This is a genomic window from Comamonas sp. UBA7528 (assembly GCF_002479375.1).
In the GTDB taxonomy this organism is placed as follows: Bacteria; Pseudomonadota; Gammaproteobacteria; order Burkholderiales; family Burkholderiaceae_C; genus Comamonas.
On record NZ_DLMU01000010.1, the window covers coordinates 131,871 to 145,472 of the forward strand.

The following is a 13,602-nucleotide window of genomic DNA, read 5'->3' on the forward strand; positions in this document are numbered from 1 at the left end:
TGCCCGTCCACGACGGGCACCGGGTTCAGACATGCACGTGGGCAATGTCCGGAATCGCCGCCATCAGCTCGCGGGTGTAGGCATGCTGCGGGGCGTCGAGCACGGCCGCAGCCTCACCGGCTTCCACCAGCTTGCCGCGTTGCATCACGCCGATGTCGTCGCACATGTGGCGGATCACCGCCAGGTTGTGGCTGATGAGCAGATAGGTCAGGCCGAACTCGTCCTGCAGATCGCGCATCAGGTTCAGCACCTGGGCCTGCACCGACACGTCCAGCGCGGACGTGGGCTCGTCGCAGATGATGAATTCCGGCTGGCTGGCCAGAGCGCGGGCCACGGCGATGCGCTGGCGTTGCCCGCCGGAGAACTGGTGCGGGTACTTCTTGGCGTCGTCCGGCTTCATGCGCACGCGGCGCAGCGCCTCCTGCACCCGCGCTGCCGTCTCTTCCTTGGTGCGGGTGATGCCGAGCACCTGCAGCGGCTCGGCAATCAGCTCCTCCACCGTCCAGCGCGGGTTCAGGCTGGCATACGGGTCCTGAAAGATCATCTGGAAGCGTCGGCGCATGGCCACCGTCTGGGCCGCAGGGCTCCATTTGTCCACGCCGTCGAACAGGATGGTGCCGCGCGTGGGCGGTGTCAGCCCCGCCACCATGCGTGCCACGGTGGACTTGCCCGAGCCGGACTCGCCCACCAAGCCAAACGTCGTGCCCTTGCGGATGCCGAAGGACACACCGTCCACGGCCTTGAGGATTTTCTTCTCCTCGCGCGCCAGCAGCCGGGCCAGCCAACCGCTGGACAGGTCGTAGTCCTTGCCCAGGTTCTGCACCTCCAGCAACGGCTTCGCACCGGCACCCTGGGCATCCGCAGCACTCGCCTTGGGTGTCCACGGCACGGCGGCCGGCACGGGTCCGCCGCCCACTTCGGGCACCGGCAGGCGCAGCACACGCTGGTGCACACTGGGGATGGCCGCCATCAGCACCTGGGTGTAGGGCTCGTGCGGCGCATCCAGCACCTGGCGCACCGGGCCGGTTTCCAGCACACGGCCCTGGTACATCACCATCACGCGGTCGGCTGTCTCGGCGATCACGCCCATGTCGTGGGTGATCAGCATGGCTGCGGCGCCACGCTCCTTGCAGACCTTGCGCAGCAGCGCAATGATCTGTGCCTGCACGGACACGTCGAGTGCCGTGGTGGGCTCGTCGGCAATGATCAGTTCGGGCTCGGCGCACAGCGCCAGCGCAATCGCCACCCGCTGGCGCATGCCGCCGGAGAACTGGTGCGGATACTGCGCCAGCCGCTCCTTGGCATGGGGAATTTCCACTTCCTCCAGCAGCGCCAGCGCACGGGCCTCGGCCTCTTTCTCGCTGACGGGTAAATGGGTACGGATGGTTTCCACCAGGTGCCGGCCCACGGTGTAGACCGGGTTCAGGCTGGTCAGCGGGTCCTGAAAGATGGTGCCGATGCGCTTGCCGCGGATGCGCCGCAGGTCTTCGCCGGTGAGCTGGTCGATGCGCTGGCCGAACAGCTCGACCGTGCCGCCGGAAATGCGCCCCGGCGGTTCGATCAAGCCGGTGACGGCCGAGCCGGTCATGGACTTGCCCGCGCCCGATTCGCCCACCACGCCCAGGATTTCGCCGCGCGCAATGTCGAAGGACACGTCGTGCAGCACATGCACCGGGCCCTTGTAGGTATCGAAGGTGACGCTGAGGTGGCGCACCCGCAGCACGGGCACACCACCGTCAGGCACGGTAGGGATGGTGTCAGTGGTCATGGTCATTGCAGCTTGGGGTTCAGGGCGTCACGCAGCCAGTCGCCGACCAGGTTGACGGACAGCGCCAGTGCCAGCAGCACCAGCGAGGGGAACAACAGGATCCACCACTCTCCCGAGAACAGAAAGCCCTGGCCGATGCGGATCAAGGTCCCCAGCGAAGGCGAAGTGGGTGGCAGGCCCACGCCCAGATAGGACAGCGTGGATTCGGCCACGATGGCGTGGGCAAAGCTGATGGTCGCGATCACCAGGATCGGCGCCAGCAGGTTGGGCAGGATGTGCTTGGTCAGGATGGCGGTCTGCGAACGACCGATCAGCTGGGCGGCCAGCACATAGTCCTTCTGCTTTTCCACCATCACCGCACCGCGCACGGTCCGGGCGTACTGCACCCAGTCGGACAGGCCGATGGCCACGATGATCACGAACACCGCCATGTCGTCGCGGTAGCCCTCGGGCAGCAGGCCGCGGGCAATACCGAAGATCAGCAGGGCCACCAGAATCACCGGGAAGGTGAGCTGGATGTCGGCGATGCGCATCAGCAGCGTGTCGAACCAGCCGCCGGCATAGCCAGCGATCAGCCCCAGCGGCACGCCGATGATCAGCGACAGCGCCACGGCGGACACGCCCACAAAGACCGACATGCGCAGGCCATACAGGATGGCGCTGAACACATCGCGGCCCTGGTCGTCCGCCCCCAGTGGGTAGAAGGCCTCGCCCATGCCCTGGCTCCAGGGGGCGGTGAAGGCATCCATCAAATCCAGGTTGGCCGGATCGAACGGGTTCTGCCAGGCCAGCAAAGGCGCAAAGATGGTGGCCAGCACGATCAGCAGCAGCGTGCCGCAGGCCACCTGCACCAGGCGCGACTTGGCAAAGGCGCGCTTGACCGGCGAATCGCTGGCCTTCCAGCCGCGCGGCAGCGGCTGCGCCACTTCTTGTTTCACGGTGTCAGTCATGCTGCCCCCTTATTTCTTTCGCAGGCGGGGGTCCACCAGCACGTACAAAAAGTCCACCAGCAGATTGATCACCACGTACAGCAGCGCAATGAACATCAGGTAGGCGGCGATCAAGGGCACATCCACGCCCTGGATGGAGGAAATGAACAGCAGACCCACGCCCGGCCACTGGAACACCGTTTCAGTGACGATGGCAAAGGCGATCAGCGAGCCGATCTGCAGACCAGCAATGGTGATGACGGGAATCAGCGTGTTGCGCAGCGCATGGCCGAAGTACAGGTCCCGCTCCTTCAGGCCGCGGGCACGGCCGAAGCGGATGTAGTCGGAGCGCAGCACTTCCAGCATCTCGGCCCGCACCAGCCGCATGATCAAGGTCATGTTGTAGAAGCCCAGCGTGATGGCGGGCATGATGATCGCCGCCAGGCCGGACGCGGTCAGCAGGCCGGTTTCCCAGCCGCCGATTTTCACCGTCTCGCCCCGCCCGAACGAGGGCAGCCAGCGCAGCTCCACCGCAAACAGGTAGATCAGGCCGATGCCGATCAGGAAGGTAGGCAGTGACACCCCCACCAGCGACACCGTCATGATGGCGCGGCTGAAGAAGCCTTCGCGCCGCAGCGCGGTGTACACCCCCAGCACCACGCCAATGAGCAGCGCAAAGACCGCAGCGGTCAGCGCCAGCTCCAGCGTGGCGGGCAGGCGCTCGGCAATGATGTCGGCCACCGGCCGCTTGAGCCGGTAGGAAATGCCCAGATCACCCTGCAGCACCTTGCCCACATAGTGCAGGTATTGCAGGGGAACAGACTTGTTGAAACCCAGCTCTTCGGTGAGCGCTTCGCGCTCTTCGAGCGTTGCGTCCTCGCCCAGCAGGCTGATGGTGGGATCGCCGATGTGGCGGAACACCATGAAGGAAATAAAGGAGACGGCCAGCAGTACCAAGACTGACTGGCCCAGCCTGCGCAGCAGATGGACCAGCATAGACTTTTACTTCACGAACTTGACGTCTTTGAAGTGCAGCACGTTGTCAGGGTGCACCGGCACGTTGATCTTCTTGACCGACGCGAAGTGGATCACCTGGTCATGCAGCGGAATATAGAAACGCTCCTTCTGCACCACGTCCCAGATCTGCTTGATCGTGGCATCGCGCTTGGCCTTGTCGCTTTCGGACGAGAGCGAAATGATCTTGTTGTCCAGCTCGGCGTTGCTGTAGTGCGTGGCATTCTGGGCGCCACGGCCTTCCTTGCCGCGGGTGGCGACCAGGAAGTCGAAGATATAGGCCGAGTCATAGGTGGGAACGCCCCAGCCGTACAGGTAGAAGTCGCTTTCCGCCTTCACAATGCCCACGCTGTGCATGGCAATGGGACGGGCCGAGACTTCGGTCTTGATGCCGACGCGGCCCAGGAAACCGGCCACGGCCGTGCTGATGGCTTCGTCGTTCACATAGCGGTCGTTGGGGGTGTGCAGCGTGACGGTAAAGCCGTTGGGGTAGCCGGCTTCGGCCAGCAGGGCCTTGGCCTTGGCCACATCGGCCTTGGGATAGGCGGCCATGGCCTTTTCATAGCCATTCACGAACGACGGCGCCATCACGCCCGAAGGGATGGACAGGCCGCGCATCACCGAGCGCTTGATCGCATCGCGGTCGATGGCCAGCTCCACCGCCTGGCGCACCTTGGGGTCGGCAAACGGATTCTTGCCCTTCACATTGCTGCTCTTGAGCTCGGGCGTACCCACGTTCAGGCCCAGAAAGATGGAACGGTTTTCCGGACCTTCGTTGATGCGCAGCTTGCTGTCCTGCTTCAGGCGTGCCACGTCCTGCGCGGGAATGTCCTGGGCAAAATCGACTTCACCCGACAGCAGTGCAGCCACTCGGGTAGCGGGCGACTTGATGGGCAGGTAGACCAGTTCGGTCACCTGCAGCGGGGCCTTGCCTTTGCCCCAGTAGTTGGGGTTGAGCTTCATCACCGTCTTGGAATCGACTTCGCGGCTGGCCAGCACATAGGGGCCGGTGCCGTTGACGGCGCGCGTGGCACCGTTTTCGGTCTTGCTGGTGGCATCCTGCGTATCGACAGCGCCGTTGTCCTTGGACCACTTCTCGCTCATGATGAACAGATTGGTCAGATTGTTCGGGAAGATCAGGTTCGGGCCCTTGGTCTTCACGTGCACCGTCAGGTCGTCCACGGCCTTGATGTCTTCGACCGAAGCCAGCAGCGACTTCACCTGTGCATTCGGACCCCGGGCACGGTTCAGCGAGAACACCACATCCTTGGCGGTGAACGGCGTGCCGTCATGGAACTTCACGTTCGGGCGCAGCTTGAACTCCCACACGCTGGGATCGCTGGTCATCTTCCACGACAGGGCCAGCGTGGGCTCCAGCTTGCCGTCGGCGCTGCGGTTCACCAGGGTTTCGTACATCTGGTGCATCAGCACGAAGTTGGTGCCGGTGTTGAACACATGGGGGTCCAGCGTGGTCACGTCGGCCGAACGGGCCCAGCGCACGGTGTCCGCTTGGGCCAGGCCCACCGAAGTCAACAGGCCAGCGGCCAGCAGGGCAGAGCCCAGGGTCTTCAAGGTCATGGAAGTCTCCGAGAAAGGTCAGTGCCCGCAACGGGCAGTCGAGAGGGAATGCAGCCGGCAGCAAGATGCGTACCCGGCCAGCGCAACATATAACCAGAATGATGTTATATCTTGTTTTTTATTCGAATTAGTAGTTAGCTTTTGGGAGTTTCCCTAGGCCGCTGCACGCTTTTTTATTTGTAGCAGGCTTGGCTGCCGCGCCGTCCGTGCAAGCTGACCACCGGCTGACAGCATCGCAGGCCACGAAGGCTGACAGCGCAGCCACAGATGTCAGACAAGGCTAGCGGAAAGGTGCACATACGGGCTATTTCCCTACACGGCGATCGCTCATGCAGTGCAGCAAAACCGCGACCGCAGCCCCCCTGGCGCTTTTGCGTGACAATGGTTTGACAGGCCCCATGGGCCAAACGCCGGGCCACCCTTGCGGGTGCGCACCGATCCTTGGTTTTCCCGCCTCGGCGCAGCCTGCTGTGTGCCAGGGCTTTTCCGCATGCAAGCCACCCGCATCATTGCCATCCGCCACGGCGAAACCGCCTGGAACGTGGACGCCCGCATCCAGGGTCACCTGGACATTCCGCTCAACGACATCGGCCTGTGGCAGGCGGCACGCGCCGGCGAGGCACTGGCGGGCGAACGGCTGGACGCCATCTACAGCAGCGACCTGACCCGCGCCCAGACCACCGCCCAGGCCGTGGCCGGCACCACCGGTGCTCCCCTGGTGCTGGACAGCGGTCTGCGCGAACGCTGCTTCGGCAGCTTCGAAGGCCGCACCTTCAAGGAAATCGAGGCCGAGCAACCCGAGCAGGCGCTGCGCTGGCGCAAGCGCGACCCGGACTTTGTGCCCGATGGCGGGGGCGAATCGCTGGCCATGCTGAAAAGCCGCATCCAGCACACGGTGGAACGGCTGGCCGCTCAGCACACCGGTGGCCAGATTGCCCTGGTGGCGCACGGCGGCGTGATGGACGTGCTCTACCGTCTGGCCACCCACCAGGACCTGCAGGCCCCGCGCACCTGGGAGCTCGGCAACGCTGCCATCAACCGCCTGCTGTGGACACCAGGCGGCCTGAACCTGGTGGGCTGGGGCGATGTCTCCCACCTGGCCGACAGCGCCCGCGACGAAGTCTTCAGCTGAACGCGAGCGCCCGCCACCCGGTGTGCGCCACGCTCCCGCAGCCTGATCTCCCCACCCCAAAAAACAGCCGGACTGGATCCACCAGCCCGGCTGTCTGCCATGGGCCGCCCGGTGCAGGGCGGCTGAACCGATCCCTTACGCCGGACGGGCGTAGGTCGAGGTGAACGACGCCTTGCCGATGGTGGTGGCATTGACCATGAAACCGGTTAGTGCGGCCGTGGCGTCGTCCGGGATGTCCAGCCTGGGCACCGACAGCGCATGCACCGTAAAGATGTAGCGGTGCGGTTTGTCACCGGGCGGGGGGCACATGCCGCCCCAGGCAAAGGCACCATAGTCGTTGCGCATCTGGCGCGCGCCAGCGGGCAAGGTCCGGCTGCCCTTGGCGCCGGCATTGGCCGACAGTTCGCTGGTGCCTGCCGGCAGGTCCACCACCAGCCAGTGCCACCAGCCGCTGCCGGTGGGTGCGTCCGGGTCGTACACGGTCACGGCAAAGCTCTGGGCGTCGGCCGGGGCACCGGTCCACTGCAGCACGGGCGATTCGTTGCGACCGCCGCAGCCGAACACATCGGCCTCGAAGTGGGCGGGCACGCTGCCGCCAGCGGGAATATCGGGGCTGCTCAGGGTGAAAGTGGTCATGGTTGGGAACTCCTCATCACAAGCGCCTGAGTATGCCCGCCCGGGCCGCGGCGTCCAACCGTCTGGGCGACCGGTCTGGGCAGCGCCGCCATCGCTGGCATGGCTGCTGGCGCACACGGCATGCCAAGGTGCAAAGGCGTGACGCCACGTTGCAGCCCCTTGTGCAGCGCCATCGCCGGACCACCATTATTGCGAATGAATATCAACTACACTCCAGCGGATGTACGGCATCTGCCGCCGTGCGCCCGTATTTCGCTCTTGCCGTGATCGCTTTCCATGTCTGAACTGCCTGCCTCCAGCCCGTATACCCCTTCCCGCCGTGACTGGCTCACCGGCGCCCTCGCCGCCCCGGCCCTGGCATTGGCGGGCTGTGCCACCCAGGCGGAATCGACAGCATCCATGGCTCCTTCGTCCAACGCGCAGCACTGGCAACCCTGGTCCATGCCGGGGGTGCGCAGCTTCGATCTGCCGGCTGCCCCGCTGCCGGGCAGCAATGCGGCACGCCTGCACCGCGTGCTGGTGTATGTCCCGCAAGGCACCGCACCGGCTGGTGGCTGGCCGGTGATCTATGTGCTGGACGGAAATCTGATGTTCCCCTTCATCGCCCAGCTGGTGCACAACCGCAGCGCGCGCGGACCGGAGATGCGCAGCGGTAGCGCCATCGTCGTGGGCCTGGGCCACGCACTGCCGGACCACAGCGGCGAGGTGCACGACCGCACCGCCCGCACCTACGACTACACCCTGCCGTACAACGGCGTCGGCCCCGACAGCCAGGGCCGCGCCCAGGGCGGGGCCGATGTGTTCCTGGACTTCATCGCCCAGCAGCTGCAACCGCTGCTGCGCGGCGCCCTGCCCCTCCATCCCCAGCGGCAGACCCTGGTCGGCCATTCCTATGGCGGACTGTGCACGCTGCACGCCCTGTTCACGCGCCCCGGCATGTTCCAGCGCCACGTGGCGGCCAGCCCCTCGCTGTGGTGGGGCGATGGGGTGGTGGTGCAGGAATGCCAGCGCTTCATTGCGCGCTACGGCCAGCAGGGCCAGGCGCTGCCCGGTGCCCTCAGCCTGCACCTGAGCCAGGGCAGCGAAGAGCTGGCCGGCCGCCGCCCTGCCAACCGCCCGGCCAATCCCGAGCGCGAAGCCGCCGCCCAGGCGGCACGTGCGCTGGGCCTGGGCAACACGGCCGATCTGCCTGCAGCCCTGGCAGCCGTGCGCGGTCTGGACTGCAGCTACCAGGTCTGGCCCGGCGCCAACCATGGCGGCACCCAGCTCTACGCCTGCATGCAGGCCGCGCAGGTGGGCACCGCCTGGGACACCGCCCAGGGATGACCTTGCGCCGGCAGCGCACCCTGCCGCTGCCGATAATGCACAGCGGTGGCCGCGCTCTGTGGCCGCCTTTGCCCTTCCGACCCAACTGAATACGCCATGCGACTGCTTTTGGCCCTGCTGCTGCCTTTCTCCGTGTTCTTCACCATCGGCCGTCCGTTTTCCGGCCTGCTGTGCCTGATCCTGCAGATCACGGTGATCGGCTGGATTCCTGCTGCCATCTGGGCCGTCTACGCGCTGAGCCAGTACAAGACCGACCAGAAGATCAAGGACGCGCTGGGCCAGCGCTGACCCTGGCGCTGCGCGCACGCGCAACTGCGGAGCATCCTGCGACGGAGCTGGTGGCGGCTGGAGCACCAGGCCACCGCCCGGTATGCGGCCTTCCTGCGACTGCAAAGTTTTTTTCAATCCCCGCATACCGCGTGGCGCTGTTCGCATCGCCCCAGGGATGGCGCGCCGCCCGGTTGAAAAGATTTTTTCAACCCATTTCCGGCAACCAGCTCCAGTAACCACCTCCGCACCGCCACGGCATGGGCCGCTGCGGCCTGGGTGCATGCGTCGGACCGCACCTTGCAGCCCATGTTTCGAGAGCGCCGCTGTGGACAGATTGTCCACGCCCACACCAAGCACCAATGCAGCCCGGTAAAATTGCGGCACATCAAACAACGCGCAGTTTTTTGGTGCCGCCGTGCCGTGGATGGCGCGGCTTTGCCGTGTCCGGGTTGCCACCACCTTCGTCCCAGAAGGTGCGGCCGTGGCGGGGTTGCCCCCAGCACACAGCCTGTCGGGCCCACGCCATGATGGGTGCATGCCACCTTTCTCTGCGACACCCAACCCGGCCCTCACCGGCCACCCTGGACCGCTGGCCGGCCAGGGCGAATTTCGTGCTGCAGGTCTGAACCACCTGCGGTTGTAGCTATCAGGCAAGGAGCATTGATGACCGAGCAGGCACTCTACGATCTGGCACCCGTGCTGGAGTTGATGCTGCTCGGCGCCCTCATCGCCCTGGTGCCGCTGCTGTGGGTCTGGCGCCGCAACCGGCACGCCGGTGCCCAGCGCCGCTGGCAGGCGCTGGCGGTGCTTACGCTGTTCCTCACGTTCGATCTGGTGCTGTTCGGCGCCTTCACCCGGCTGACCGACTCCGGCCTGGGCTGCCCCGACTGGCCCGGCTGCTACGGCAATGCCAGCCCGCTGGGCGCACACGCGGAAATCACCGCCGCCCAGACCGCCATGCCCACCGGCCCGGTCACCCATGGCAAGGCCTGGGTGGAAATGATCCACCGCTACCTGGCCACCGGCGTGGGTGTGCTGATCATTGCCCTCACCGTGCTGGCTTGGCGCCAGCACCTGCGCAGCCCGCTGCGCGGGGCCATGCACCCGGCCTGGGCCTCGTTCACGCTGTTCTGGGTCTGCCTGCAGGGCGCATTCGGCGCGCTGACGGTGACCATGAAGCTTTTTCCCGCCATCGTCACCCTGCACCTGCTGGGCGGCACGGTCTTGCTGATGCTGCTGTGCGTGCAGGCCGTGGCCCACCAGCAGTTCGGCAATGCCACCCCAGCCGCCCCGCTGCCGGCCGCCCTGCGCCACGGTGCCATGGCCTGCCTGGCCCTGGTGTTTCTGCAGGCGGCCCTGGGTGGCTGGGTAAGCACCAACTACGCCGTGCTGGCTTGCACCACCTTCCCGCAGTGCCAGGGCAGCTGGTGGCCGGCCATGGACTTCAGCCAGGCGTTCGAGCTGTGGCGCCCGCTGGGCCTGCAGGCCAATGGCAATCCCATCCACTTCGAGGCGCTGACCGCCATCCACTACGTCCACCGCCTGCTGGCCTACGCCGTGGTGGTGGCCCTGCTGACCTTCGCCTGGAAGCTGCGCCAGCAGCCGGCGCTGGCCGTGCAGCGCAAATGGCTGCTCGGCCTGCTGGCCCTGCAGGTGGCCACCGGCCTTTCGAACGTGGTGCTGGACTGGCCCCTGGTAGCCGCCGTGCTGCACACCGGCGGCGCCGCTGCCCTGGTGCTGGTGCTGACCTGGTCGCTGGCCGCCACCCGCACCGCCCCTTCTGTTTCTGTTTTGCATGCGCCCCAAGGCGCCCGGAGAGCTCGCGCATGAATGCCGAAGTCCTTACCTCCCCGTCGCGGTGGACCCAGTTCTACGCCCTGACCAAGCCCCGCGTGGTGCAGCTGATCGTGTTCTGCGCCTTCATCGGCATGGTGCTGGCCGTCCCCGGCCTGCCCACCGCCGCCCAGTGGGTGCACATGGCCGTGGCCTGCATCGGCATCTGGCTCGTGGCCGGCGCGGCCGCCGCCTTCAACTGCCTGGTGGAACGCCATATCGATGCGCGGATGAAGCGCACCAGCTGGCGCCCCACGGCCAAGGGTGAGCTCTCGCCGCAGCAGGCGCTGGCCTTCTCGGCCCTGCTGTGCACCGTGGGGGCAGCCATCCTGCTGGCCTTCACCAACACGCTGACCATGTGGCTGACATTGGCCACCTTCATTGGCTACGCGGTGATCTACACCGTGGTGCTCAAGCCCGCCACCCCCCAGAACATCGTGATCGGTGGCGCCTCCGGTGCCATGCCCCCGGTGCTGGGCTGGGCCGCCATGACCGGCGATGTGGGCCCCGAGGCGCTGATCCTGTTCCTGATCATCTTCCTGTGGACCCCGCCCCACTTCTGGGCCCTGGCGCTGTACCGCGTGGAAGACTACAAAAAGTCCGGCCTGCCCATGCTGCCCGTGACCCATGGCCCGCGCTACACCCAGCTGCAGATCCTGCTGTACACGCTGGTGCTGTTTGCCGGCTGCCTGCTGCCGGTGATCTTCGGCATGAGCGGTTGGCTCTACCTGGCCGTGGCCAGCGTGCTGTGCCTGGGCTTCAGCTGGTATGCGCTGCGCCTGTGGATGAACTATTCCGACGCGCTGGCACGCAAGACCTTCCGCTTCTCGCTGATCCACCTCAGCGGCGTGTTTGCCGCCCTGCTGATCGACCACTATCTGGTGGGCACGGTGTACTGACACACCGGATAAAGGATGGCGGCGGGCGCATGCGCACAGCGCGAAAGCCGCCGACCGACAGACACCCCAGCCCGCTGCATCCGCAGCGGGCTTTTTTGTGGGTCGCCAGCTTCAGTCTAGGTACCGGGGTGGTCAACGCGCAGGCAGGACGCTGTGCGGCAGATCGCCAACGCCTCCCGGCGCAGGCCGATCCACCGGGGCAGACCGGCATCGCCCCGGCGACGACCTGTGCACTGCGCAGCGCAGGCCCGCGGTCTCAGCTCACCCTGCGTTTTTCCAGCTTGCGTGCCAGGGTGCGACGGTGCATGCCCAGCCGGCGTGCGGCTTCGGAGATGTTGAAGTCCACCTCGGCCAGGGTCTCGTGGATATGCTCCCACTCCAGTGTCTTGATGCTGGTGGCACGCGCCGTCAGCTCCACCTCGGCATCGCCTTCCAGGCGGCCGAACGCGGCTTCGATGTCGTCGGTGTTGGACGGCTTGGCCAGGTAGTGGCAGGCACCCAGCTTCACGGCCTCGACGGCGGTGGCAATGCTGGCAAAGCCCGTCAGCACCACGATCAGCGCCTCGGGGTTGTGCTGGTGCAGCATCTGCACGCAGCTCAGGCCCGAGGCATTGCCCGCCAGCTTCAGGTCCATCACCGCATACTGCGGGCGGTGCACCTGCAGCAGCTCGGCCACCTCTTCCGCGCTGGAGGCCTGGATCACCTGGTAGCCACGCCGCTCGAACGAGCGCGCCAGCGTACGGGCGAAGGCAGCATCGTCTTCAACCAGCAGCAATTGGCGTGGGGTGTCCATGGTCGTTCTCCAGAGTGATGGATGCCAGCGGCAGGCGGATGCGCACCTCGGCGCCGCCGTGCATGCGGTTGCCGGCCTGCACGCTGCCGCCCAGGGAGCGCACCACGTTCACCACCAGGAACAGCCCCACGCCCCGGCCCGGACGGCCTTGCTTGGTGGACTGGTAGGGCTTGCCCAGGTTGGCCAGAATGGCCTCGGTGAAGCCGGGGCCCAGGTCGCGCACCACCAGTTCCAGCTGGTCGTCGCTGCGTTCCAGGTGCAGGTGCACCTCCTGCGGCGATGCCTCGAAAGCATTGTCCAGCACATTGCAAATCACCTGCTCCAGCGCGGTATCCGAGAGGATGGGCACATCGCGTTCGAGCTGGTGGGTGAAGAAGAATTTCTCGGGCTCGTGGTGCTGGCGCCAGCGCCCCACCAACTGCTCCAGGAACTGCAGCAGCGTGGTCGATTCCAGCCCGGCCGCCCGCGTCTCGCCCGCCGACAGCAGGACGCCATTGACGATGGCCTTGCAGCGCAGCAACTGTTCCTGCATCTCGGCCAGATCGGCCATCATGTCGGCGTCCTCGCGCACCTGGCGCATGTGCTGCCAGTCTCCCAGGATCACCGACATCGTGGCCAGCGGCGTCCCCAGCTCATGGGCTGCGCCGGTGGCCAGCAGGCCCATGCGCACGATGTGCTCTTCCTCGCTGGCGCGCTGGCGCATGTCGGCCAGGCGGCTGTCGCGCTGGCGCAGGTTGGACACCACCTGGGTGATGAACACCACCATCAGGATGGTGGTCAGTGCAAAACAGATCAGCAGACCCAGGGTGTACAGATTGGGCAAACCGCCCCCCAGCACCACCGGCAGCGGCTGGTAGCAGAACGCCAGCGCCACCACACAGACCGCCGTGATGCCCACCATGGCCCAGGCGTACTGCGGGCGCAGCAGCACCGTGCCCAGAATGACCTGCAGCAGGAACAGATAGACGAAGGGGTTGTTCACCCCCCCGCTCAGGTACAGCTGCAGCGCCAGGGCCACCACATCAGCCAGCAAGGCCCCGAACAGCACCCGGGGGGTAACGGTGGCCGGGCGCCACTGCAGCCACAGCATATAGCCCAGGTTGGTCAATGCCAGGGCCGAAACCACGGCCATCATGGGCAGCAGCGGCAGGGCAATGCCCATGCCCGAATGCACCAGCGAGATGGTGATGACCTGCCCCACCACGGCCAGCCAGCGCAGCTGGATCAGCAGGCGCAGGTTTTTGCGTTCCGTGTTGCGTTCAACGCGGGAGGAGGAAGGTTCGGCAGCAAACAGCACCAGGAGATTGTGCCCAGGAGCGCCGTGGCCCGTTGTCCCTGTGCCGGGAGGGGGCGCTGCGCATACGGCTATTGCGCCAGCACTTCAAAAAGAAGAGCTGCCTGGAGCCTTGTCACAAGCGCCGCCG

General features: G+C 66.1%; 12 protein-coding genes. 5 read left to right on the top strand and 7 right to left on the bottom strand.

The features are described from left to right. Positions 1-25: 25 nt before the first annotated feature. From B3349_RS13605 to B3349_RS13620, 4 genes are read right to left on the bottom strand one after another with little or no spacing between them, the layout of a single operon-like run. Complete coding sequence (locus B3349_RS13605; protein WP_291589423.1) at positions 26-1,768, bottom strand: ABC transporter ATP-binding protein; 1,743 nt, start codon at positions 1,766-1,768, stop codon at positions 26-28. 2 nt (positions 1,769-1,770) lie between these two features. Continuing rightward, positions 1,771-2,718 (bottom strand): ABC transporter permease, encoded by a 948-nt coding sequence (locus tag B3349_RS13610; protein ID WP_066541067.1) that lies wholly within the window; start codon positions 2,716-2,718, stop codon positions 1,771-1,773. Positions 2,719-2,727: 9 nt separating this feature from the next. Continuing rightward, positions 2,728-3,693, bottom strand: a complete 966-nt coding sequence (locus B3349_RS13615; RefSeq protein ID WP_218334188.1) for an ABC transporter permease — start codon at positions 3,691-3,693, stop codon at positions 2,728-2,730. Between the two features lie 6 nt (positions 3,694-3,699). Beyond that, positions 3,700-5,289, bottom strand: a complete 1,590-nt coding sequence (locus tag B3349_RS13620; protein WP_291589425.1) for an ABC transporter substrate-binding protein — start codon at positions 5,287-5,289, stop codon at positions 3,700-3,702. Between the two features lie 490 nt (positions 5,290-5,779). Between B3349_RS13620 and B3349_RS13625 the strand changes: the two genes are divergently transcribed. Further along, positions 5,780-6,421 (top strand): histidine phosphatase family protein, encoded by a 642-nt coding sequence (locus B3349_RS13625; protein ID WP_291589426.1) that lies wholly within the window; start codon positions 5,780-5,782, stop codon positions 6,419-6,421. 135 nt (positions 6,422-6,556) lie between these two features. Here the strand turns inward: B3349_RS13625 and B3349_RS13630 are convergent, their stop codons facing one another. Beyond that, positions 6,557-7,057 carry a YbhB/YbcL family Raf kinase inhibitor-like protein gene (locus B3349_RS13630; RefSeq protein WP_291589427.1) on the bottom strand — a complete coding sequence of 167 codons (501 nt, stop codon included), beginning with the start codon at positions 7,055-7,057 and terminating at the stop codon, positions 6,557-6,559. 276 nt (positions 7,058-7,333) lie between these two features. On the opposite strand from B3349_RS13630, the gene B3349_RS13635 reads away from it, so the two are divergent. The 4 genes from B3349_RS13635 to cyoE all read left to right on the top strand — a co-directional run bounded on the left by B3349_RS13635 (position 7,334) and on the right by cyoE (position 11,385). After that, positions 7,334-8,383, top strand: coding sequence for an alpha/beta hydrolase (locus tag B3349_RS13635; RefSeq protein ID WP_291589428.1), 1,050 nt, complete (start codon positions 7,334-7,336; stop codon positions 8,381-8,383). Positions 8,384-8,479: 96 nt separating this feature from the next. Continuing rightward, positions 8,480-8,671 carry a YqaE/Pmp3 family membrane protein gene (locus tag B3349_RS13640; RefSeq protein ID WP_272970964.1) on the top strand — a complete coding sequence of 64 codons (192 nt, stop codon included), beginning with the start codon at positions 8,480-8,482 and terminating at the stop codon, positions 8,669-8,671. Between the two features lie 645 nt (positions 8,672-9,316). Then, complete coding sequence (locus B3349_RS13645; RefSeq protein ID WP_291589429.1) at positions 9,317-10,483, top strand: COX15/CtaA family protein; 1,167 nt, start codon at positions 9,317-9,319, stop codon at positions 10,481-10,483. After that, positions 10,480-11,385, top strand: coding sequence for a heme o synthase (cyoE, locus tag B3349_RS13650; protein ID WP_066541085.1), 906 nt, complete (start codon positions 10,480-10,482; stop codon positions 11,383-11,385). Before B3349_RS13645 ends, cyoE begins: the two co-directional genes overlap by 4 nt. A 256-nt stretch (positions 11,386-11,641) precedes the next feature. On the opposite strand, the gene B3349_RS13655 is transcribed toward cyoE, so the two are convergent. Further along, positions 11,642-12,178 (bottom strand): response regulator transcription factor, encoded by a 537-nt coding sequence (locus B3349_RS13655; RefSeq protein WP_218334183.1) that lies wholly within the window; start codon positions 12,176-12,178, stop codon positions 11,642-11,644. Continuing rightward, positions 12,147-13,475 carry an ATP-binding protein gene (locus B3349_RS13660; RefSeq protein WP_291589432.1) on the bottom strand — a complete coding sequence of 443 codons (1,329 nt, stop codon included), beginning with the start codon at positions 13,473-13,475 and terminating at the stop codon, positions 12,147-12,149. The genes B3349_RS13655 and B3349_RS13660 overlap by 32 nt, the downstream gene beginning before the upstream one ends. Positions 13,476-13,602: the final 127 nt, after the last annotated feature.